This window comes from Methanosaeta sp. UBA356 (genome assembly GCF_002496465.1).
Classification (GTDB): Archaea; Halobacteriota; Methanosarcinia; order Methanotrichales; family Methanotrichaceae; genus Methanothrix; species Methanothrix soehngenii.
Genome location: NZ_DAKC01000097.1, coordinates 12,056 through 13,689, shown reverse-complemented (window position 1 = coordinate 13,689; position 1,634 = coordinate 12,056). Strand labels below are relative to the sequence as shown.

Annotated in this window: 3 protein-coding genes; all 3 read right to left on the bottom strand. The window is 55.2% G+C overall.

The window, feature by feature from the left end; translation table 11 throughout:
* Positions 1–180, bottom strand: a 180-nt coding sequence (locus BP727_RS09010) for a hypothetical protein (RefSeq protein ID WP_286858416.1), incomplete at its 3' end; no start/stop codon positions are given.
* A 60-nt stretch (positions 181–240) separates the two neighbouring features.
* Entirely contained in the window at positions 241–1,140 is a 900-nt protein-coding gene (locus tag BP727_RS09005) for a sirohydrochlorin cobaltochelatase (RefSeq protein WP_013720283.1), read from the bottom strand.
* 41 nt (positions 1,141–1,181) lie between these two features.
* Positions 1,182–1,592, bottom strand: a complete 411-nt coding sequence (locus tag BP727_RS09000) for a carboxymuconolactone decarboxylase family protein (protein ID WP_048132450.1) — start codon at positions 1,590–1,592, stop codon at positions 1,182–1,184.
* Positions 1,593–1,634 lie beyond the last annotated feature (42 nt).

Below are 1,634 nucleotides of genomic sequence, written 5' to 3'. Positions count from 1 at the left end.
TGCCAGGAATTCCGGTTCGGCATCGAAGAACTCGATCACCGGATAGGGTGATCCCAAGAAGTTCAGCGCCAGTATTCCACCGGCGAGGATCGCCAGCAGCACACCAAACCAGATGACAACCCCCGGCGGTGTTTTCCAGAAGGACTTTTGCATCTCCCAGTAGGTCTTCTTTTGAGCCATCGTATGCAAATATGAGACAATTCTGGTTATTATACTCTGCTCTTCGGATATTGCGAGCGTTCACCCTCTTCTGTCCGCTTGCATCTCCATCTCTTCCAGAGCCTTCAGGCTATGCTCTTTCAGTATCTGGACGATGCCTTCGATCTCGCCCAGGGCCGATAGATGAAAATCAACCTCAATTCCCGCCCTCTCCAGAGAGCTCTTCCATGAATCTGGAGCAGGCCCCGAGATATCGTTTTCGGCATGCCCTCCGGCTACAAGCAAAAAGGGGCGCAGCCTGACCTTTTGCGCGCCTATGACCTTCAGCTCGTCTATCATCTCCAAGAGGCTCGGAAAGCCCTCTATGGTGCCCAGTAATACCTGGCCATAGTCCTTCTTCAAGACTTGAGCCATCTGGGAGTAGATGGCGTCCGCCGGGTGGCCGGTACCATGGCCTGCCAGCAGCACCGCTTCCTTTTTCGATTCGACTGCGAACTGGCTCTTCCTGACTGTCTCATCTCCCTCTTTTGATTCTGCATCTCTGCTGGGCCTCCACAGGTCTGGCAGTGCCTCTGAGACCCTCCGGCAGTCCTCGAGGCAGGAAAGGAGAGGAAGGCCGATCGTGATCTTCAGCCTCCTTTCCGGATCGGCATCCTTCTTTTCGTACTCTCTTGATAGGGATACCAGTCGATGGAACTCCCCACCGGGAACGATCTGCAGGGATTGGACCACCACCTGTTTGCAGCCCTGGCCGGAGAGTTTGCCCAGGGCCTCCTCGATATTCGGGATGGCGATTCCTTCTCGCTCCTGGAGCCTCTTTATCATAAGACGAGAGGTGAAGGCTAAAAGAACGGGCATGCCGGGATAATCCTTTCTGTATAGAGCCAGGATATTCTCATATGTGGCCATCGCTCTGGGTGAGGCAGAGCCATAGGGAACCAGGAGCATACCTGTCTTTTCCGGGGAGTCAATCAGCATCATATCAAGCTCCTCAGAAAATATATCGCCATCGGCAAAAATAGCTACTTCTCATCCAGGCTGCCCTCGAACTCCTGGAAGGTGCGCAAGGACGAGGCCAGGACCTTTGTCTGGCCGATGAGGGCGGCGATAAACAGCGTATCCAGTATCTCGTCTAGGCTTGCCCCCGCCCGAAGGGCGGCGTTCATGTGCACCTTCAGGCACTTGTCTGCCCCCGAGGCAGCAGCGGCGGCAACGGCCAGCAGCTCCGCGGTCTTGGGCTCGAGGCTATTGGGCCGCAGGACGTAGAAGTCCTTCAGGCAGGAGAAGATCATGAACTCCGGCCGGCGGGCCATGACTCGCAGGATGAAGGGCACTATACCCAGCATCTCCTCGCTGTCTTCGAAGATGTCCTCTTGAATCGAGTCCTTGTTCTCCAGCAGGGCTCGAATAAGCTCCATGTTTTCCGGTTTCATTGTATTTGGTTCGAGGCCTCTTCCCATTCATGCAGCTTTCGC

Coding starts and splice junctions, on each gene's coding strand:
- BP727_RS09005 (WP_013720283.1), bottom strand. CDS start 1,140: ATGATGCTGATTGACTCCCCGGAAAAGACAGGTATGCTCCTGGTTCCC.
- BP727_RS09000 (WP_048132450.1), bottom strand. CDS start 1,592: ATGAAACCGGAAAACATGGAGCTTATTCGAGCCCTGCTGGAGAACAAG.